At 61.1% G+C, this 20,617-nt stretch carries 12 protein-coding genes; 9 read left to right on the top strand and 3 right to left on the bottom strand.

From position 1 onward, the window contains the following. Nucleotides 1-20: 20 nt before the first annotated feature. Nucleotides 21-2,870: an RNA polymerase-associated protein RapA gene (rapA, locus tag K4O48_RS05410; RefSeq protein WP_222911048.1), complete on the bottom strand. Its 2,850-nt coding sequence runs from the start codon at nucleotides 2,868-2,870 to the stop codon at nucleotides 21-23. Nucleotides 2,871-3,058: 188 nt separating this feature from the next. On the opposite strand from rapA, the gene K4O48_RS05415 reads away from it, so the two are divergent. The 4 genes from K4O48_RS05415 (at nucleotide 3,059) to ccoM (ending at nucleotide 4,468) form a co-directional block, all read left to right on the top strand. After that, entirely contained in the window at nucleotides 3,059-3,358 is a 300-nt protein-coding gene (locus K4O48_RS05415) for an aspartate-semialdehyde dehydrogenase (RefSeq protein ID WP_222911049.1), read from the top strand. 27 nt (nucleotides 3,359-3,385) lie between these two features. Then, complete coding sequence (locus tag K4O48_RS05420) at nucleotides 3,386-3,976, top strand: alpha-ketoglutarate-dependent dioxygenase AlkB family protein (RefSeq protein ID WP_222911050.1); 591 nt, start codon at nucleotides 3,386-3,388, stop codon at nucleotides 3,974-3,976. After that, nucleotides 3,973-4,134 carry a hypothetical protein gene (locus K4O48_RS05425; RefSeq protein WP_222911051.1) on the top strand — a complete coding sequence of 54 codons (162 nt, stop codon included), beginning with the start codon at nucleotides 3,973-3,975 and terminating at the stop codon, nucleotides 4,132-4,134. The genes K4O48_RS05420 and K4O48_RS05425 overlap by 4 nt, the downstream gene beginning before the upstream one ends. A gap of 223 nt (nucleotides 4,135-4,357) precedes the next feature. Beyond that, nucleotides 4,358-4,468, top strand: coding sequence for a cytochrome c oxidase subunit CcoM (gene ccoM / locus K4O48_RS20570; protein ID WP_282579618.1), 111 nt, complete (start codon nucleotides 4,358-4,360; stop codon nucleotides 4,466-4,468). 69 nt (nucleotides 4,469-4,537) lie between these two features. Here ccoM and pulA read toward each other — a convergent pair whose 3' ends face one another. Beyond that, nucleotides 4,538-7,657, bottom strand: a complete 3,120-nt coding sequence (gene pulA, locus K4O48_RS05430) for a pullulanase-type alpha-1,6-glucosidase (protein WP_222911052.1) — start codon at nucleotides 7,655-7,657, stop codon at nucleotides 4,538-4,540. A gap of 415 nt (nucleotides 7,658-8,072) precedes the next feature. After that, the gene (locus K4O48_RS05435; RefSeq protein ID WP_222911053.1) at nucleotides 8,073-8,543 is read right to left on the bottom strand and encodes a MaoC family dehydratase; all 471 of its coding nucleotides are present in this window, start codon (nucleotides 8,541-8,543) and stop codon (nucleotides 8,073-8,075) included. Nucleotides 8,544-8,815: 272 nt separating this feature from the next. On the opposite strand from K4O48_RS05435, the gene fadD2 reads away from it, so the two are divergent. The 5 genes from fadD2 to hrpA all read left to right on the top strand — a co-directional run bounded on the left by fadD2 (nucleotide 8,816) and on the right by hrpA (nucleotide 20,518). Next, the gene (fadD2, locus tag K4O48_RS05440) at nucleotides 8,816-10,504 is read left to right on the top strand and encodes a long-chain-fatty-acid--CoA ligase FadD2 (RefSeq protein WP_222911054.1); all 1,689 of its coding nucleotides are present in this window, start codon (nucleotides 8,816-8,818) and stop codon (nucleotides 10,502-10,504) included. 217 nt (nucleotides 10,505-10,721) lie between these two features. Further along, entirely contained in the window at nucleotides 10,722-12,410 is a 1,689-nt protein-coding gene (gene fadD1 / locus K4O48_RS05445; RefSeq protein WP_222911055.1) for a long-chain-fatty-acid--CoA ligase FadD1, read from the top strand. Nucleotides 12,411-12,661: 251 nt separating this feature from the next. Beyond that, nucleotides 12,662-14,347 (top strand): methyl-accepting chemotaxis protein, encoded by a 1,686-nt coding sequence (locus tag K4O48_RS05450; protein ID WP_222911056.1) that lies wholly within the window; start codon nucleotides 12,662-12,664, stop codon nucleotides 14,345-14,347. Nucleotides 14,348-14,710: 363 nt separating this feature from the next. Then, nucleotides 14,711-16,315 (top strand): M28 family metallopeptidase, encoded by a 1,605-nt coding sequence (locus K4O48_RS05455; RefSeq protein WP_222911057.1) that lies wholly within the window; start codon nucleotides 14,711-14,713, stop codon nucleotides 16,313-16,315. 117 nt (nucleotides 16,316-16,432) lie between these two features. Further along, on the top strand, nucleotides 16,433-20,518 hold the full coding sequence (gene hrpA / locus K4O48_RS05460; protein ID WP_222911058.1) for an ATP-dependent RNA helicase HrpA: 4,086 nt from the start codon (nucleotides 16,433-16,435) through the stop codon (nucleotides 20,516-20,518). The last annotated feature ends 99 nt before the right edge of the window (nucleotides 20,519-20,617 follow it).

The following is a 20,617-nucleotide window of genomic DNA, read 5'->3' on the forward strand; positions in this document are numbered from 1 at the left end:
TTCGTTGTGTCGCGTCGCTATTAACCTGCGACCAGGACGCGGATCGCCTCCAGGCGAAGCGCCGCTTTTTCCAGCATCTCCAGACCTTGCTCACGCTGCGTGCGCAAGGCTTCGATCTCACTGTCACGCACGCTCGGATTGACCGCCTGCAGCGCGGTCAGGCGTGCCAGTTCCTCGTCGAGGCTGGCCTTGAGTCGGCGCTGCCCTTCGGCCACACGCTCGGCATGGCGCGGCGCGACCTTGGCTTCGGCATCGGCGATTTGCACGGCCAGCACGTCACGCTGGGCCTGGACGAACTTGTTGGCGCTGGCACGCGGCACGCTTTCCAGCTGGTCAGTCAGGGTTTCGAATGCAACTTTGGACGCCAGGTCATTGCCGTTCGAGTCCAGCAGGCAGCGCAGCGCCAAAGGCGGCAGGAAGCGGTTCAGCTGCAACGCACGCGGCGCCACCACTTCACTGACATACAACAATTCCAGCAGTACGGTGCCGGGCTTGAGCGCCTTGTTCTTGATCAGCGCGACCGCCGTGTTGCCCATGGAGCCGGACAGCACCAGGTCCATGCCGCCCTGGACCATCGGGTGTTCCCAGGTGAGGAACTGCATGTCTTCGCGGGCCAGCGCCTGCTCGCGGTCGTAGGTGATGGTCACCGCTTCGTCGTCGCCAAGTGGGAAGCTGGCGTCGAGCATCTTCTCGCTGGGGCGCAGGATCAGTGCGTTTTCGGAATGGTCTTCGCTGTCGATGCCGAAGGCGTCGAAGAGTTCTTCCATGTAGATCGGCAGGGCGAACTGGTCGTCCTGCTCCTCGATAGCTTCGACCAGCGCCGCGCCCTGTTCGCCACCGCCAGAGTTGAGCTCCAGCAGGCGATCGCGGCCGGCATGCAGGTCGGCTTCCAGCCGCTCGCGCTCGACGCGGGCCTCTTCGATGAGCTTCTGGAATTCCTCGTCATCACCTTCTTCCAGCTGGCTCAGCAGCCGCGGGCCGAATTGATGCTGCAGGGCGTTGCCGGTCGGGCAGGTGTTGAGGAAGGCGTTGAGCGCCTCGTGATACCACTTGAACAAGCGTTCCTGCGGGCTGGTTTCCAGATAGGGCACGTGCAGCTGGATGACGTGTGCCTGGCCGATCCGGTCGAGACGACCGATGCGCTGCTCGAGTAAATCCGGGTGCGCCGGCAGATCGAACAGCACCAGATGATGAGCGAACTGGAAGTTGCGGCCTTCACTGCCGATCTCGGAGCAGATCAGGACCTGCGCACCGAACTCTTCGTCGGCGAAGTAGGCCGCGGCGCGGTCGCGCTCGAGGATGCTCATGCCTTCGTGGAACACCGTGGCCGGAATGCCGGAGCGCACGCGCAATGCATCCTCCAGATCCAGCGCGGTTTCGGCGTGGGCGCAGATGACCAGCACCTTGAACTTCTTCAGCATTTTCAGCGTGTCGATTAGCCACTCGACGCGAGGATCAAAACTCCACCAGCGGTTCTGCGCGTCCGGCTCGTCCTGCTGGCTCTGGAAGCTGACTTCCGGATACAGCTCGGCATGCTCGCCCAGCGGCAGTTCCAGATATTCGGCAGGGCAAGGCAGCGGGTAGGCGTGCAGCTGGCGCTCCGGGAATCCGCGCACGGCGGCGCGGGTATTACGGAACAGCAAGCGCCCGGTGCCGTGACGGTCGAGCAGCTCGCGGATCAGGCGGCTGCTGGCTTCGATGTCGCCATCGGTGGCCGCGGCAAGCAGGGCTTCGCCTTCGGCACCGAGGAAGTCGTGAATGGTCTGGTGTGCTTCCTGGGACAGCCGTCCCTCGTCGAGCAGTTCCTGCACCGCGCGTGCGACCGGCTGGTAGCTGGCACTTTCAGCGCGGAAGGCTTCGAGGTCATGGAAACGATTCGGGTCGAGCAGGCGCAGGCGGGCGAAGTGGCTTTCCTGGCCGAGCTGTTCGGGTGTCGCGGTCAGGAGCAGAACGCCGGGAATGACTTCAGCCAACTGCTCGACGAGTTTGTATTCGGCGCTGGCGTTTTCAGGATGCCAGACGAGATGGTGCGCTTCGTCCACGACCAGCAAATCCCAGCCGGCAGCAAAGGCGGCGTCCTGGGCGCGCTCGTCGTCTTTCAGCCACTCCAGCGAGACGAGGGCGAGCTGGGTGTCTTCGAAGGGATTGCTCGCATCGCTTTCAATGAAACGCTCGTCATCGAACAGCGCGACCTCCAGGTTGAAGCGGCGGCGCATCTCCACCAGCCACTGGTGCTGAAGATTCTCCGGCACCAGGATCAGCACACGTTTGGCGCGTCCGGACAGCAACTGGCGGTGGATGACCAGGCCTGCTTCGATGGTCTTGCCGAGACCCACTTCGTCCGCCAGCAGTACGCGTGGTGCGATGCGGTCGGCGACTTCCCGCGCGATGTGCAGCTGGTGCGCGATGGGCTGCGCACGCACGCCGCCCAGGCCCCACAGCGAGGAGGTCAGCTGTTTGCTCTGATTTTCCAAGGTGTGATAGCGCAGCTTGAACCAGTTCAACGGGTCGATCTGGCCGGCGAACAGACGGTCGCTGGCGAGGCGGAACTGGATGAAGTTCGACAGCTGGGTTTCCGGCAGGGTGCGGGCTTCGTTGTTGGCTGTCAGGCCGTGATAGACCAGCAAGCCGTCGACGTCGTCGACTTCGCGCACGGTCATCTTCCAGCCTTCGAAGTGGGTGATTTCGTCACCCGGCACAAACCGCACGCGGGTCAGCGGGGCGCTGCGCGCCGCATACTGACGGGTTTCGCCCGTCGCTGGGTAGAGCACGGTGAGCATCCGGCCATCTTGCATCAGGATGGTTCCCAGACCGAGTTCCGCTTCGCTGTCGCTGATCCAGCGTTGCCCCGGTAGATACTGCTGCGCCATGCTGCCTCCCGCTGTGAAAAAAGCGCGCTATGGTAACGGAACCCCGCCAATAGAGCGACGATAGATGCCGATCCGATAACGCTTTGCAGTGTAGCGTTGCTGCTAAGATCGTCTGCAGTCAGTCCGATCAACCGCCGTTGGTGGTAATAGCCGCACCGATTGACCGGGGCTGCTTATGGGAGAGCACAATGCTGCCAATCATTCCGCCCGGCGCCGTTCAGGTCACCGCGCAACAGGATGTGGTCAAGCCGCGACCTGATATCGCGCCGGTGACGCCCGTCCAGCCGAGCGCCAATGAGAGCTCGGTGAGCCTCGATCGTCGCCATCCTCAGGAAGCCGAGCAGATGCTGCGTGATGAGCAGCGCCGACGCCAACGTCGCCGTGGCTACACGCCCCAGGAACTGGCCGAGGGCGAGACGGCAGAAGAAGACCAGGAGGCGCTCGATGAGTTACCCCGGCAAGGGCTCTGGGTAGATGTCGAGGTTTGAACAACCATTCGCCTTGCAGATGTCCGAATGTTGATCGACCTGCCGGACGCGCATATTCGCTATCAGCCGAAGTGGGTCGATGCGCAACGCGCTGATCAATGGCTGCAACAGCTGTCGCAACAGACCCCCTGGACGCAACCTCAGATAAAACTCTACGGGCGCAGTATCGCTGTGCCTCGACTGGTCGCCTGGTACGGCGACACGGGCGCGGCTTATCGGTATTCCGGACTGGTTCATGACCCCTTGCCGTGGACACCGTTGCTCACCGACATCCGCAAGAGGGTGGAGCAGGAAATCGGCGAGCCGTTGAACGGCGTACTGCTCAATTTTTATCGTAATGGCCAGGACGCCATGGGCTGGCATAGCGACGACGAGCCTGAGCTCGGCGTCCAGCCGCTGGTGGTATCGCTCAATCTGGGTGCGACACGGCGATTCGACTTTCGCCGCAAGGGCGCAAGCCGTATCGAGTATTCACTCGAGCTTGAGCACGGGTCACTGCTGGTCATGAGCGGCCCTACGCAGCATCATTGGCAACACCAGATCGCCAGGACGCGCAAAGTGGCCACGCCCCGCATTAACCTGACGTTCAGACAGATCATTAGCGAGCCCGCCTTATGAGCAGTGACGAAAAGCTGATCGACTTCAGCGCCGAGCGTGAAAAACGCATTCACGACATCAAGGAAAAACGTCTAGTGGAAATGCGCCAGGCGTTTGAGCAGGCGTTGCCGTTAGGCAAGCCGAAGAAAAAAACCAAATCCAAACCTAAGAAGCGCTGACAAGCATTCGCTGTTGCCCAGCAACAGGCCTTTGCACGACACCCTCGATCGTCGCGTTCCTCCGACGGTCATTCGCCCGTACCCCGTTTTCTTGACCCAGATCAGCTCATACGGCACCTAATTTCAAAGGCGCCGTGGCGATTGACCTTGGTCAATTTTTTATTTCGGTAGGAGGGCGACTATGCAGCCATCAGACAGCACAACAGCTTGGAGGAAGGAAATCATGTTCGTCGATAATGTGGTGCTCGCAGGGGTGGTCACGGTCGGCCTGATGGTCGCCTTCCTCGGCGGTTTCGGATATTTCATCTGGCAGGACGCGCAAAAGAAGCGTTGATCCGGCTGGTGTTACAGAGCACGCAAGGCATTTTGGGCGACCTCGGTCGCCCATTTTTTTGCCTGTTTTTTAACGGCTTTGCTGCGGTTGCACAAACACGGCGGTGGTGAAAGGTGGCACCTCGAACTCATCGTTCGTGACCTTTGCTTGACGGCTAACCGCGTCGCTTGAGCGCTGCAGTACGGGATGCAGCTGATGGCCGGTCGCACCCGGCAGCCGAACCCGATCACCCGAGGCGTTCAGTACCACCATCATTGACCCATACCGGCGGTCAAGATCACGACCGGCCCTTGGCCCATCGGCCAGGCTGAAGGCGATCACTCCAGGTTTCTGTTGAGCGCCGGTGTTGTGGAAGCGCAGACGACGTTGTACCTCACGCGCATTGTCGAGCTGAAACAGCGGGCTATCGGTACGTATCCTCAGCAGTTCGACAAAGCGCCGCTTCGCAGCAACGATGTCCGACGCGCTCGGCTTTGCATGCGGATCGGCGATCACCTGGCGGATCAGCGGCCAGTTGTCCGCATCCTTGTCGGCACGCGGCAGGCCCTTGTTCCAGTTGTTGTCCTGGTAGCTGAAATCCACCGCGTTGAACCAGTCACCCGAGTCGTAGCTGTCACGCTGCATGGACTTGGAACGCAGGATGTCCGAGCCAAGGTGGATGAAGGGCACGCCCTGACTGAACAGCGGCACGGACAGCGCAACCAGTTGCAAACGCACGCGGTCCGAGACCGATAGCGTAGCTGGCAGCTTGTACTGGTTGTTGTCCCACAAGGTCTGGTTGTCGTGTTTCGAGACGTAGTTGACGGTCTCTTGCGGGTCGAGCGTGTAGCCAGCGGGCTGGCCGTTGTAGTCGACGTCCTTGCCCTTGCGCGTGCTGCCGTCAGCGGTGACGAACTGGTAATCGCGTAGGCCGCCGGCGATGCCGACGCGGATCAGGTCGGCTGCGTGTAACAGCTGCGCCTTTTCCTGCGCGCCTGCGCCGTTCAGTTCGTTCGGCAGGACGTAGAGGCCATTGGCAAACCCCTGGTTGCGACGGATGTTCTCGCCACTGTCGAAGGGGCTGCCGCCGCGAACCGCATCGCGTTGGCGGTCATTGAAGGTGCCGATGCCGGTGCCGGCCATGTTCAATTGCGTGGCGTTGATGCCGCGCGCGTTGCTGGCGACTTCGCCGAAATCCCAGCCTTCACCGTAAAAATAGGTGTCCCGGTCGATTCGGCGGACCGCACGATACGCATCGACCAGATTCTTCCGTAGATGGTGGCCCATCAGATCGAAGCGAAAGCCGGCAATCTTGTAGTCGCGCGCCCAGACTTTCAGGGAGTCGGTCATCAGCTTGGCCATCATGCGATGCTCGCTGGCGGTGTTCTCGCAGCAGGTCGAGGTTTCCACTGCGCCTGTGATGGGGTTCCGGCGGTGGTAGTAACCGGGCACGATTTTGTCGAGCACGGACTTTTCACCCAGACCCGACGCATTGGTGTGGTTGTAAACCACGTCCATGACCGTGGCGAGGCCAGTGTTGGCGAGCGATTGGACCATCTGGCGGAACTCGATGATGCGCTGCACACCTTCCGCATCGCTGGCGTAGCTGCCCTCGGGGGTGGTGAAGTGGAAGGGGTCGTAGCCCCAGTTGAAAGGGTCGAGCGCGCGCAGGTCGTTGTAGAGCGCTTGCGCCTGCCCGCTGGCAGGATCAAAGCCCTGCAATACCTGACGGATGCTTGTAGCGCCACAGTGTTCCGACCAGTTTGCCCGAGCCTGGGTCGACAGCTCGCAAAGTTTGCCAAACGGATCGTCCAGGCCCACGCGACGGTCCGGGTCCTCGTCGATGGTGGCGACGTCGAACACAGGTAGCAGCTGCACGTGCGTAAGCCCGGCGCTTTGCAGGTCACGCAAATGTCGCATGCCGTCGCTGTCCGGTTGGGTGAAGGCACCAAAAGTGCCGCGTAGGGCGGCCGGCAGGCTGGTATCGCTGGCGCTGAAGTCGCGAACGTGGGTTTCGTATATCACGCTCGCTTCGGGTCGCTCCGGATGCGGCGGGCGCACGGCATCCCAGCCAGCGGGCTTGAGGTCCGCGGCGTCCAGGTCAACGACCTGAGCGTACTGGCTATTGCGCGACAGGCTCAGCGCATAAGGGTCGCTGACCAGCGTCGTCTCGACCTTGCCGGTAGTGGGCCGATACGCCGTAATCTCGTACTGGTAATAATGTCGATCCAGCGAAGGCGGTCCGTCCAGGCTCCATACACCGAGCCGCTCACGCATCACCTTCGGGTAGCCGGACAACAAGCGCTTGGCCTCATCGAAGACGTGCAGGCGAACCCGTTGCGCCGTCGGAGCCCAGAGTTTGAAGGCGACGCGACGCGCGTCGACGTGTGCACCGAGCTCACCGTTGTAGGCGAACAACATGTCCAGCAGCCCGGCGGTTTGCACTTCAGTCGCATCGATTACCCGGTCCTCGGCATCGTAGGCGACCACCACCAACTGACTCACCACGGCGCGACGCAGCTCGTGGGCACCTGCGGAAAGATTGAATGCGGATGCATCGGCGAGATGAGGATATTGGCGCTTGAGCCCCTCGCGAAGCGTCCCGGTTCGCAGTTCGAGCGCCGTGCCACCGCTGACGGTGCGCGCCTCGCCGTCAAGGCGGATGCTAGCGTTTTTGGAGTAGCGCAATTCAAGCCGGCTGGCGCCTGGTGCGCCGCCTACCAGCGCGACGGTGAACGGGTCCAACCAATGCGCACGCGCGCCCTTGATCGCAACCGCGGTCCCACTCAGCGGTGTGCTGGAAAGCTGCGGGTTGCCGCTGAGGCTGAACACGCGACGACCAAGCTCATCAAATCGCCACGTCAGGTCGCCGCCGCCCAAGTCCTTGTCATCGCCCCGGTGCATGATCAGGTTCAGGCAACTGGCATCGGTGGTCAGGGGGATTCGGTAAAAGGCGCCATGCTCGGGATCTGTGCCGGCTGCGGTTAGCGGCTGATCCCAGCTTGTCTCGGTCTTGCTGCCGCTGCAGCTTGGGGTGTTCCAGAGGTGCGGGCCCCAGCCAGCATAGTCGCCGTCGGCTCGCTGGTAATACAGCAGGGCCTCGTCAGGGCCGGGGTCGAGTGGTGCAGCCTGTGCCGGTTGAATGGCCAGCGAGAGGCTGCCGAAGACGAGCGCCGCCAGGCGCCGATATGCGATCGAGCGAGTGAGCATGGATGAGGTCCCGGTCTTGTTTTTGTTGTATCGCTTGCCCGATGGTCGACCCGTGCGGACCGACGTGCATCCTCCATGAATGAGGCGAAGGGGGCGTAGCCAAGGGCCTTAGTAGCCTTGTGCTTTCACGCTGCGCGGCGTGGGTTCAAGCGTTCCGGTAGACCGGTTGGTTATCAGCGGGCGCGCGCGGCTTCGAACCGCCGGGATCGGGCTCGGTGCGGTCGTCGATGCAACGGGAGCGCAGGTGCCTACTGACTGCTGGAGTCGGTCGACCGATAGCGCGCGTCTGGTGCACCACGTTTGGGGCAGGTCGTTACTGCGCAGCGAAGTCTCGATGCTTGCATGCCGAAGAGGCGCTAGATGGCGCCTCTGTGAAATTGCCGGTCAGCGTTGCGCTTGCCGGTGTGGGGTAGCCTTAACCGATGCTGATCGGCGGCAGCTCTTTCAGCTCGACCGTCTCTTCACGGCGTGGCGCCAGTACCTCCGCCTCACCGTCCACTACCTGCTCGTCGTTCTGGTTGAACACCCGTGTGGCGATGCGCACGCGGTTTTTTGGCAGCTTTTCGAGTATCTCCAGGCGCACAGTGAGCGTGTCGCCGAGCTTAACCGGACGGGTGAACTTCATCGTCTGGCCCAGATAAATGGTACCGGGGCCTGGCAGCGTGCAGGCGACAGCTGCGCTGATCAAAGCGCCGCTGAACATCCCGTGAGCAATACGCTCCTTGAAGGGTGTGCCGGCTGCGTACTCCGCATCGAGGTGGACCGGGTTGTGATCGCCAGACATGGCGGCGAACAGCTGGATGTCCCGTTCCTCAACGGATTTTTCGAAGCTTGCGGTTTGACCGACTTCCAGGGCGGAGTAGGGCGTATTGGTCAACGTGCTCATGCATAAACCTCTGATGCGGGAACGGACGTAAGACTCTGCTGCGACAGCCGCTGCCAGCAGGTCATGGATAGCGCGGCCATAGGACGCTTTGTGCGCAGCATTCTAGAGCGCCGGGAACAGGTTGTCCCGACTGGTCCCGGATTACTGCGTGGTCGGAGATTCACATCACTGATTAAGTAGCCCAGCTATTGCGAAGCGATACGGAGCTGTTAAGTTCGCCGAAGCCCGCCGCGAGTGGGCCAGACACTCTCAGGTAACGAGGCCAATAACAAATGCAACCTGACTTCTGGAACGACAAACGCCCCGCGGGTGTGCCCAACGACGTGGATATGGGAGGCTTCCGCTCCGTAGTGGAAGTGTTCGAGCGCTCCTGCAAGACGCACGCTAACCGCCCGGCATTCAGCAACATGGGCATGACGCTGACCTATGCCGATCTCGAGCGTTACTCCGCGGCGTTCGCGGCCTGGCTGCAGAACCATACCGACTTGCAACCCGGCGACCGCATCGCGGTGCAAATGCCCAACCTATTGCAGTACCCGATTGCCGTTTTCGGTGCCCTGCGGGCCGGGCTGATCGTGGTCAATACCAACCCGCTGTACACGGCACGGGAAATGCGCCACCAGTTCAAGGATTCCGGCGCACGCGCGCTGGTCTACCTGAATACTTTCGGCAAGCTCGTCCAGGAAGTCGTGCCTGATACCAATATCGAGGTGCTGATCGAGGCGCGTATCGGCGACATGCTGCCGTCCCTTAAAGGGCTGCTGGTCAATGCAGCGGTCAAGCATGTGAAGAAGATGGTGCCGGCTTACAGCTTGCCGCAGGCGATCTCGTTCAAGCACCTGCTGCGCGACGGCGGCCGTCATAGCCTGAAGCCAGTGACGCTGACGCTGGATGATGTCGCGGTGCTGCAGTACACCGGTGGGACTACCGGGGTGGCGAAGGGCGCAATGCTCAGTCACGGCAATCTGGTGGCGAATATGCAGCAGGTTCGCGCCAACATGCAGCAGCTGGACGAGCAGGGGCACAGCATCATCAAGGAAGGTCAGGAGATCATGATCGCGCCGCTGCCGCTGTACCACATCTACGCGTTCACGGTTAATTGCATGTGCATGATGGTGACCGGCAACCACAACGTGTTGATCACGAACCCGCGCGACATTGATGGCTTCGTCAAGGAGCTTCAGAAGTGGCAATTCACGGCTTTCCTCGGTCTGAACACGCTGTTTGTTGCGCTGATGTCCCACCCGGAATTCAAGAAGATCAATTTCTCCTCGCTCAAAGGCACCAATTCGGGCGGCACTGCGCTTGTTTCCGCCGTGGCTGAGCGTTGGAAGAGCATGACCGGCGTCACGGTGACCGAGGGTTACGGGTTGACCGAAACCTCACCGGTGGTCTGTGCCAACCCGCACGGTGATCGTTCACGCCTGGGCACAGTCGGGCTGCCCGTGCCAGGCACGACGGTGAAAGTTATCAACGACGACGGCGACGAATTGCCGCTGGGTGAGCGGGGCGAGCTCTGCGTCAAGGGGCCGCAAGTGATGAAGGGCTACTGGCAGCGTCCGGAAGCCACAACCGAAGTGCTCGATGACGAGGGCTGGCTGAAAACCGGGGACATCGCGGTGATCGATCCGGACGGTTTCGTGCGTATTGTCGATCGCAAGAAAGATCTGATTATCGTCTCGGGTTTCAATGTCTACCCGAATGAGATCGAAGACGTGGTGATGGCGCACCCGAAGGTGGCCGCATGTGCTGCGATCGGCGTGCCGGACGAGCGATCAGGGGAGGCGGTGAAGTTGTTCGTGGTGCGCAGTGACGACAGCCTGACGAACGAGGAACTTCAAGCCTATTGCAAGGAGAATTTCACCGGCTACAAAGTGCCGAGGCACGTTGTGTTCCGTGATTCGCTGCCGATGACCCCTGTTGGCAAGATCCTGCGCCGAGAGCTGCGAGACCAAGTCTGACGCTGCAAATCACCAGCTCCCCTCTCTGCTCAAAGTGACTGGTCATTACGTACCAGTCACTTTGTGTCTTTCCGCGAGCTTTCGGCCACTGTTCGGGCTGTTCCAAAACTGCTAACCTCGACCCCGCTTTTTGGCCGGAATCGCGGTACAAAAATTAACAAAAACACAACAAAACAGCTGCTATATGCAGTAAAGCTGTCGCTTAGGAGTGGGGTTAATGACCGATAACTTCTGGAAGGATAAATATCCTGTCGGGGTCAAAAGCGAGATCGATCCTGATGAATACCAGAACATCCAGGCTGTGCTCAAACAGTCCTGTGAGCGTTTCGCGGATAAGCCGGCTTTCAGCAATCTTGGCAAGACCCTGACCTACGGTGAGCTCTACACCTTGTCCGGCGAATTTGCCGCCTACCTTCAGCAAAACACTGACCTGCAGCCCGGCGACCGGATTGCGGTACAGCTGCCCAATTTGCTCCAGTACCCGGTTGTCGTATTCGGTGCCATGCGCGCCGGTCTCATCGTGGTTAACACCAACCCGCTGTACACGTCGCGGGAGATGGAGCACCAGTTCAATGATTCCGGCGCCAAGGCGCTGGTCTGCTTGGCGAACATGGCACACCTGGCCGAAGAAGTGCTCCCCAAGACTGGGATCAGGCATGTTGTCGTCACCGAAGTTGGCGACATGCTTCCGGCAGTCAAGCGCCTGCTGGTCAACGCGGTAATCAAGCATGTGAAGAAAATGGTGCCGGCGTATAACCTGCCGAAGGCCATCAAATTCAAGGATGCCATGGCGCTCGGTCGTGGCAAGACCGCCCGCGAAGCCAACCCGGCAAGCGATGACATCGCCGTATTGCAGTACACCGGTGGTACGACAGGCGTCGCCAAAGGCGCGATGCTGACTCACCGCAACATCGTTGCGAATATGTTGCAGTGCCGGGCGCTCATGGGCTCGGAGCTGGGTAATGGCTGCGAAACCATGGTTGCGCCGCTGCCGCTGTATCACATCTACGCGTTTACCTTTCACTGCATGACGATGATGCTGATCGGTGCACACAACGTCCTGATTACCAATCCTCGCGATCTCTCCGCTTTCATCAAGGATCTCGCCAAGCACCGGTTCACCGGTTTCGTTGGACTGAACACGCTGTTTGTCGCGCTGTGCAACAACGAAGAATTCCGCAAGCTGGACTTCTCGTCACTGAAGGCGACCTTCTCCGGCGGCATGGCGCTGCAGCTCGCGGCAGCCGAGCGCTGGCAGCAAGTAACCGGCTGCTCCATCTGTGAAGGCTTCGGTATGACCGAGACCAGCCCGGTGGTGTCGGTCAACCCGTTCGGTGGCATCCAGATCGGCACCATCGGCATCCCAATGCCGTCGACGTTATGCAAGGTCATCGACGACGAGGGTAATGATCTGCCGATGGGCGCCACAGGCGAACTGTGCGTGAAAGGGCCGCAGGTCATGAAGGGTTACTGGCAGCGGCAGGATGCGACCGACGAGGTGCTCAGTGCTGACGGCTGGCTGAAGACCGGTGACATCGGCATCATCCAGGACGACGGCTACATGCGGATCGTGGATCGCAAAAAAGACATGATCCTGGTGTCCGGCTTCAACGTGTACCCCAATGAGTTGGAAGATGTGCTCGCGACGCTTCCGGGTGTGTTGCAGTGTGCTGCGATTGGCGTGCCTGACGAGAAGTCTGGTGAGGCGATCAAGCTGTTCGTCGTCGTCAAGCCCGGCGAAAGCCTGACCAAGGAACAGGTTATGCAGCACATGCATGACAACGTCACGGGCTACAAACGGCCCAAGACCGTGGAGTTCCGCGAAAGCCTGCCGACCACAAACGTCGGGAAGATCCTACGCCGCGAACTCCGTGACGAGGAGTTGCGAAAGCTCGGGCACAAGTAGTTAGCCGGCTTGGCAGTCAGAAAAAAACCCGCCCCGGCGGGTTTTTTTATGGCTGTTGAATCGAGCGCCTAGATCCAATCCGTGTGATGAGCAGGCACTCTAAAGGGGCGCGTTACGACGGAGGTCGTTATTTTCAGCTAGGAAACCTGCTCCGAGCATGAGCCGGTAGAGTAGTTTTCGAGAGTCAGTTAAGTGGCGCCGGATTTTCGTCGCCATACTATTCCTGACAAATACTACGAGACCGATTCAGAATGCTTTCAAACCTGCGTCTGAGATCCAAACTACTTCTGTTGGCCCTCGGGCCCATCCTGCTGCTAACCATCTTGCTCAGCGGGATCACGGTGATGCGCCTCCATCAGCTGGCCGAAGAGCAGGAGGTGCAAACCCGTGACAGTCTGATCCGGGATAGGCAGGCTGAACTCAAGCACTACGTGGATATTGGCTACAACGCGATCAAAGCCATATATGAAGCTTCCGCGCCGATGGATCTGACGGCACGTGCCGAGGCCGTCGCGCTGCTGCAGGAACTGAGCTACGGTAGCGAAGGCTATTTCTGGGGTTACGACACCAAAACCCTGCGGCTCTTTCAGGGCAACACCGGAGACCGCATCGGTGAAAGTTTTTATGATTTCCGCGATGCTGAAGGCACGTACCCGATCCGCGAACTGGTCCGGGCCGGTGTCGATGGTACCCACTATGTGCATTACAGCTTCGTGCTCGGCGCAGATAAGGCAATCGTGCCGAAGGTGGGTTACTCGCGGCACCTGCCCAAGTGGGACATGATCTTCGGTACTGCCCTCAATCTCGACGGTGTCGAGCGCGACGTGCAGGCCGCGCGAGCCGAGTTCCAAGAGCGGATCGATGCGCTGGTTACGCTGATGATCGGCTCTGCCATCGCTCTGCTGGCACTGATGGGCCTGCTTGCGGTGGTGATGGGCAAAGCTATCCTGCGGCCGCTGCTGCTGATCAAGGCCAATCTGGATGACATGGCCCAAGGAGAAGGTGATCTGACCCAGCGCTTGCCGGTCACCAGCCGCGACGAGCTGGGAGAGCTGGCCACCTCGTTCAACCGTTTTGTCGAGAAGATCCACCTGCTAGTTCAGCAGGTCGCTAGTACTACGAATCAGATGGGCGGGCTGGTTGGGGCCGTCGCCAGTCAGGCGCAGCGTTCCGAAGCGGCCATGGCTGCTCAGCGCCACGAAACCGATCAGGTGGCCACTGCCATCAACGAAATGTCGGCGGCCGCTCATGAAGTAGCAATGAGCGCCCAGCGTGCAGCGGAAGCGGCACAAGAGACGGACCAGCAGGGCCAGGCGGCTAAGAAGGTGGTGGACGGTAGCGTCCAGCAGATCCATTCGCTAGTCGGCGAGTTGCGCGAAAGCGGTGAGTCGCTTGATGGCCTGCGCAAAGACGTCCAGGGCATCGTCGGCGTACTCGACGTGATCCGCGCGGTGGCCGAACAGACCAACCTGCTGGCACTCAATGCGGCGATCGAGGCCGCGCGCGCCGGTGAGGCCGGTCGCGGTTTCGCAGTGGTTGCCGATGAGGTCCGTGCTCTGGCTAGTCGCACCCAGCAGAGCACTGTCGAGATCCAAGGCATGGTGGATCGTCTGCAGAGTGCCACGGCCAAAACCGTTACCGGCATGGAACACGCGAGCAAGCAGGGCGAAAGTACCCGTGAGCAGTCAAACCAGGCTGGGCGCTCGCTGGATGCTATCGCCGTACTGATCGGCACCATTAACTCGATGAACGCACAAATTGCCAGTGCCGCAGAGGAGCAAACCGCCGTAGCTGAGGAGATCAACCGTAGCGTGCACCATATCGCCGATGCGGTTGACGGTGTAGCCCAGGATGCGACCGAGGGGGCGCAGACAGCATGCGAACTCAACGGCCTCGCCGACCAGCTGCAGAACCTGGTTGGTCAGTTCCGTATCTAACCGATTGTACCGAGATGGTGCCTCCCATCTCGGACTGGGGCCTGAAGCTTTATTCGGGTTCCATCAAGCCGACCGGCGGTACTACCGCTTGGCGCAGCAGTGCGAACCGAGGCGGCGAATACCGGGTCTAGCTCCCTATGGCCGCGTCCGCTCCAGCGGCTGTTGATCGCCAGCGCGCTTCGCTATGCCGTGCTGGAGCCATCTGAGAATGCTCTATCGCAGTCCATAGATGCGCGTTTGCAGCTGGCTTCGCCTGCATATCCGTCGCTCACTACGTTTCAACGGCCTGATGTGCCGTAGGGGACGATGGCGCATGCCATTTTGCGGCCTGCCCATCAATCTCGTTACAAGGATGAGTTACCCATGCACAAAAAAAATAATGCACGTCGGGTAGTTGCTTCTCTTGCTTTATTCGCTTCCACCGCAGCCTTGGCTGCACCCACCGCTGACACAGCCGCTTTCAGCGATTACTGGTCACCGGACAAGCCGGATTCACGGGCGTGTCGATCGCCGCTGCTAGTGGGCACGCCGTTGGGCCTGCCGCGCTGCATGCAGGCCAGCAATGTCATGACGCACCTGCAGAATCTGCAAGACATTGCCTCGCTGAATAACGGCAATCGCGCCTCCGGGCAGCCGGGCTATCAGGCGTCGGTCGATTACGTGCGTAGCACGCTGGAAAAAGCGGGTTATCAGGTCAGGGTGCAGGCGTTTCCCTTCCTGGCGTTTTATCCGCAGGGTCCGGGCTCGCTCGCCGCTGTAACGCCTCAGCCCGTCCAGTACACCTGGGAAGAGGATTTCACCTACGCTGATCAAACGGATCCCGGCAATGTCACCGCCCCGGTCGTACCGGTCGATCTGTCGCTTGGGCTTGGCAATACCTCTACCAGTGGTTGCGAGCCTGCGGATTTCGCGGGCTTTCCGGCTGGTGCCATCGCATTGATGCAGCGCGGCACGTGCGCGTTCGAGGACAAGGCTGAGAACGCCGCGGCGGCGGGTGCGGTTGGTGCGATTATCTTCAACCAGGGCGATACCGAGGACAGGAGGGGCTTGATGGCCGCAACCCTCGGCGAGACGTATGAGGGCGGTATCCCTGTGCTGTTTTCCACGTACGACAATGGCGTTACGTGGGCGGGGACCGAAGGTCTTCAACTGAGCATGAATGTCGATGTGGTGCGTGAGCGGACCGAAACCTTCAACGTCCTGGCCGAGACCCGTCGTGGCAATCCGAACAACGTGGTGATGGTCGGCGCGCATTTGGATTCGGTGTTTGAAGGGGCCGGTATCAACGACAACGGTTCGGGCAGCGCAGCGTTACTGGAAATGGCGACGCTGATGAGCAAGGCACATCCGCTCAATAAAGTGCGCTTCGCCTGGTGGGGCGCCGAGGAGTCCGGACTGGTGGGCTCGACCTACTACGTCACTCAGCTGCCGGAGGAGGAAAAGCAGCAGATCAAGGCCTACTTGAACGTCGACATGATTGGCTCGCCAAACTTCGCGAACTTCATCTATGACGGCGACGGCTCGGACTTCGGTCTACAAGGCCCACCCGGTTCTGGTGCGATCGAGCGTCTGTTCCGCTCCTACTTCCAGCTGCGCAACGCGCCGTCCGAAGGCACGGAGATCGATTTCCGCTCCGACTATGCGCAGTTCTTCGATGACGGCATTGCGTTCGGTGGACTTTTCACCGGCGCCGAAGACATCAAGAGCGTGGAGCAGGCCCAGCGCTATGGCGGTACCGCCGGGTTGGCATACGATCCGTGCTACCACAGCGAGTGTGATGACCTGACCAACATCTCCACCGAGGCGTTGGAGTTGCATGGTGATGCGTTGGCCTTCACGACGAGCTGGCTGTCGTTGTCGACCAAGGTGATCGATGACCAGATAGCCGCTGCAGCCGAGCAGAACATCGGTGCCATGCGCACCCAGCAAGTGCAGGAAAAATCTCGCTGGGGTCTCTGGATCCGTTGATCCACTCAACACCGCGCCGGCTTGCCGGCGCGGTCCTTTCCATCAGTCCCTTTCCCTACGGCCAGCCGGCCAAATCTGCGACAATCGCGGCCTTCACGAAATCGCTTACGGCTGTCCATGACCGACGCAACGCCCGCTTTTGACCAACTCCTGAAAAATCTCGACCAGGCAATGTTTGCCGACCGCCATCGCTTGCGTCGTCAGCTGCATGACCTGCGCAAAAAAGCCGGCGCAGCGCCGCTGGATGACGAGCGCCTCGCGCAGTGGATGGCGCGTTTCCAGGCCTCGGCTGCCAAGGCCGAAGCGCGCCGGCAGAGCGTGCCAAGCATGCGCTACGACGACAGCCTGCCGATCGCTGCCAAGCGCGACGAGATCAAGGCCGCGCTGGAAAAGCATCAGGTGTTGATCATTGCCGGCGAAACGGGCTCGGGCAAGACCACCCAGTTGCCGAAGATCTGCCTGGAGATCGGCCGCGGTGTGCACGGTCTGATTGGGCATACCCAGCCTCGCAGACTGGCGGCACGCAGTGTCGCGACGCGGGTGGCTGAGGAAATCGGCACGCCGCTGGGTGAGCTGGTGGGTTATCAGGTTCGCTTCGAGGACCAGAGCAAGGACAGCTCACTGATCAAGCTGATGACCGACGGCATCCTGCTGGCCGAAACCCAGCACGATCGCTTTCTGGAAAAGTACGACACCATCATTGTCGACGAGGCTCACGAACGCAGCCTCAACATCGACTTCCTGCTCGGTTACCTGAAGACGTTGCTGCCGCGCCGTCCCGACCTGAAGGTCATCATCACGTCGGCGACCATCGACCTGGAGCGTTTTTCCGAGCACTTCAATGGGGCGCCCATCGTTGAAGTGTCGGGCCGTACGTTCCCGGTGGAGACCTGGTATCGCCCGCTGGCGGCGGAAACCGACGAGGACGGCAATCGGGTCGAGGATGACCTCACTGTCGACCAGGGCATTCTCGTCGCGCTGGATGAGATCGATGCGCATGAAAAGAGCATCGGCAAGCGGCCCGGCGATGTGCTGGTATTCCTGCCCGGCGAACGGGAGATCCGTGACGCCGCCGAGGTGTTGCGTAAGGCTAATCTGCGATTTACTGAGGTGTTGCCGTTGTACGCCCGGCTGACGCCGGCCGAGCAGCAGAAGATTTTCCGGCCCGCAGCCGGACGCAAGATCGTGTTGGCGACCAACGTGGCTGAAACCTCGTTGACCGTTCCCGGCATCCGCTACGTGATTGATTCGGGTACGGCGCGCATCAGTCGTTACAGCTACCGCGCCAAGGTGCAGCGGCTGCCGATCGAGGCGGTGTCCCAGGCCAGCGCCAACCAGCGCAAGGGTCGTTGCGGGCGGGTTGAGCCGGGGATCTGCATTCGTCTTTACAGCGAAGAAGATTTCCTTGGGCGACCAGAATTTACCGATCCGGAGATCCTGCGTACCAACCTGGCTGCGGTGATCCTGCAGATGCTGCATCTGCGGCTTGGCCAGATCGAAGACTTCCCCTTTATTGAGCCACCGGACGGCAAGGCCATCAGTGATGGCTTCAACCTGCTGCAGGAGCTCTCCGCGGTTAATCGCGAGAACCAGCTGACGCCGCTGGGCCGACAGCTGGCACGTTTGCCCATCGATCCGCGCCTCGGTCGCATGCTGCTCGAAGCGGCGCAGCTCGGCAGCATGGCCGAGGTGCTGATTGTCGCCAGTGCGCTGTCGGTGCAGGACGTGCGCGAGCGCCCATCCGATCGCCAACAGCAGGCTGACCAAGCTCACGCGCAGTGGAAAGATCCGGATTCTGACTTCGCCGCGCTGATCAATCTCTGGAGAGGCTTCGAGGAACAGCGTCAGGCGCTGGGCTCCAATCCGCTGCGAACCTGGTGTCGCAAGAATTTCCTCAATTACCTGCGCCTGCGTGAGTGGCGGGATGCTCACCGGCAGCTGACGTTGATCGTGCGCGAGTTGAAGCTCAACGATAACGCGCAGCGCCGTGGCGGCCAGCCTGCTGCCGAGCATGCGAATGCAGCCCCACGTAGGGTGGAAGACGGCGAAGCCTCTTCCACCGACAGGCCAGCGCTGACGAAGGACAAGAAGGTCAACGTCAAGCTCGCCCAGCAAGCCGAAGCCAGCGAAGCAGCGCAGAAAGCCAAGAGTTACGCAGCCGTACACAAGGCGATCCTTTCCGGCCTGCTCAGCCAGGTCGGACACAAGACCGAGGAGGGTGACTTCCTCGGCGCCAGACAGCGGCGTTTCTGGGTGCACCCGTCCAGCGTTATCGGGCGCAAGAAGCCGAACTGGATCATGGCGGCCGAGCTGGTCGAAACAACCAAGCTGTTCGCGCGCATGGTGGCGAAAATCGAACCGGACTGGATCGAGCCGCTGGCCAAGCATTTGACCAAGACCAACCACTTCGAGCCGCACTGGGAAAAGAAGCGCGGCCAAGTGGTGGCGTTCGAACAGGTCACGCTCTACGGCATGATCGTGGTGGCGCGACGCCCGGTGCATTTCGGACCCATCGATCCAGCCGCGGCGCGAGAGCTGTTCATCCGCGAGGGCCTGGTGCGTGGCGAAATGCTCAGCCGCGCCAAGGCGCTCACCGCCAACCGTGAGCTGCTGGAGCTGTTCGACGAACTGGAAGCCAAGGCTCGACGGCGCGACATCATTGCTGACGAAGACACGCTGTTCGCCTATTACGATGCGCGCGTGCCGCAGGACATCTACCAGACCGCCAGCTTTGAGAGCTGGTACAAGCGCGAGAGCGCAAAAAATCCGCAGTTGCTGGTCATGCGCGATGAAGACGTGCTGGCCCGCGATGCCAGTGAAGTCACAGCGGCGCAGTATCCCGATCATCTGCGCATCGGCGAGCTGCAGCTGCCGCTGGAATACCACTTCGAGCCCAACCATCCGCGTGACGGCGTGACCCTGCGTGTGCCGGCGCCTTTGCTGCCCCAGTTGCGCAGCGACCGCCTCGACTGGCTGGTGCCGGGGCTGATCGAAGCCAAGGCCGTGGCGTTGGTGCGCAACCTGCCGAAGGCGATCCGCAAGAATTTCGTGCCGGTGCCGGACTTCGTCAAGGCCGCGCTCTCAAAGATCACCTTCGCTGACGGTGCGTTGCCGGATGCGCTGGGCCGCGAACTGCTGCGCATGACTGGCGCCCGCGTCTCGGACGATGCCTGGGCGGAAGCGGCCGTGGGGCTGGAAAGCCATCTGAAGATGAACATCGAGGTGGTCGACGCCCGTGGGAAATTCCTCGGCGAAGGCCGTGATCTGGCCGAACTGACTGCGCGCTTCAATGAAGCCAGCCAGGCCGCGCTGGCGCCCCCGCAGCAAAAAGCCGAACAGAAGCCGGTCGAGGCCAAAGGCTTCGCCCAGGTGGCGGAGAAGGCTCAGGCGAAGATGGCGGGGCTGTCCATGACCGTCTACCCAGCGCTGGTGGAAGAGGGTGGGGTCGTCAAGGAAGGCCGCTTCCCGACCCAGGCCGAAGCCGACTACCAGCACCGCCGTGCCCTGCAGCGCTTGTTGCTACAGCAACTGGCCGAGCCAGCGAAGTACCTTCGCAACAAACTGCCAGGCCTCACCGAGCTGGCGTTGCTCTATCGCGACATGGGCAAGATCGATGCGCTGGTTGAAGACATCCTGCTGGCCAGCCTCGACAGCTGCATTCTCGCTGACGAAGCGCAGCTGCCCCGCGACGGTGCTGCCCTCGCGTCACTGGCGGAACGCAAGCGGGGCGACTGGGCGTCCCACGCCGAACGTCTGGCTCGGCTGACGTTGGATATCCTCAAGCTCTGGCACGGACTGCAGAAGCGCTTCAAGGGCAAGATCGACCTGGCCCAGGCGGTTGCCCTGAACGACATCAAGGCGCAGCTGGGCAATCTGGTCTATCCCGGGTTCGTTCGCGAAACGCCCGGCGAATGGCTCAAGGAGTACCCGCGTTACCTGAAGGCGATCGAACAACGCTTCGACAAGATCGGCGCCCAGCTGCAACGTGATCGCGTCTGGTCCGGTGAGTTGGCCGGCTACTGGGAGCAGTACCAGGCGCGGCTGAAAAAGCATCAGCAGGAGGGCAAGCGCGACCCTGAGCTGACACTTTATCGCTGGATGCTCGAAGAGTGCCGCGTCTCGCTCTGGGCGCAGCAGCTGGGGACGAAGATGGCAGTGTCGGATAAGCGGCTCAATAAGCAGTGGAGCCAGGCCGAACCGTGACGGTCAGGCGGTGAGCTCCCAGCGCTAAGGCATCCCAGAGCTGAAACCAGGCTGAAGCCGGGTTGGCCGGCTGCCGGGACGTGCCGGCTCGCTGGGCGG

The sequence above is a fragment of the Pseudomonas sp. DNDY-54 genome, assembly GCF_019880365.1.
In the GTDB taxonomy this organism is placed as follows: Bacteria; Pseudomonadota; Gammaproteobacteria; order Pseudomonadales; family Pseudomonadaceae; genus Stutzerimonas; species Stutzerimonas stutzeri_P.